Genomic DNA, 260 nt, shown 5'->3' on the forward strand with positions numbered 1-260 from the left:
GGGAGGTAAACCAGCTTCAACCGGCTCCGCTGACTTGGTCAATTTCTTGCGCTTTCGCGTAATACCTTCGCCAGTCTGGGAGGGTTTTGGTGCTTCGCGTGCGACCGTACCGGGCCCATCGGACGAGGCCGGATCAGCCGCCTCCGCAGGCCTGGCGTCCTCGCTATCGGCCGTGCCATGGATACTGCTTGTCGTTTCGTCGGAATGATCCGGGTCCGCTGACACCGCCTCCGAGTGTTCGTCGGCGACCGGCTTTGCGT

Annotated in this window: 1 pseudogene; it reads right to left on the reverse strand. The window is 62.7% G+C overall.

The features are described 5' to 3' along the window. Nucleotides 1–225, reverse strand: a pseudogene (locus ACPYOJ_RS35755) (hypothetical protein); the annotation flags it as partial. Between the last annotated feature and the right edge of the window lie 35 nt (nucleotides 226–260).

The sequence above is a fragment of the Rhizobium sp. SVR5-9E genome, assembly GCF_056755095.1.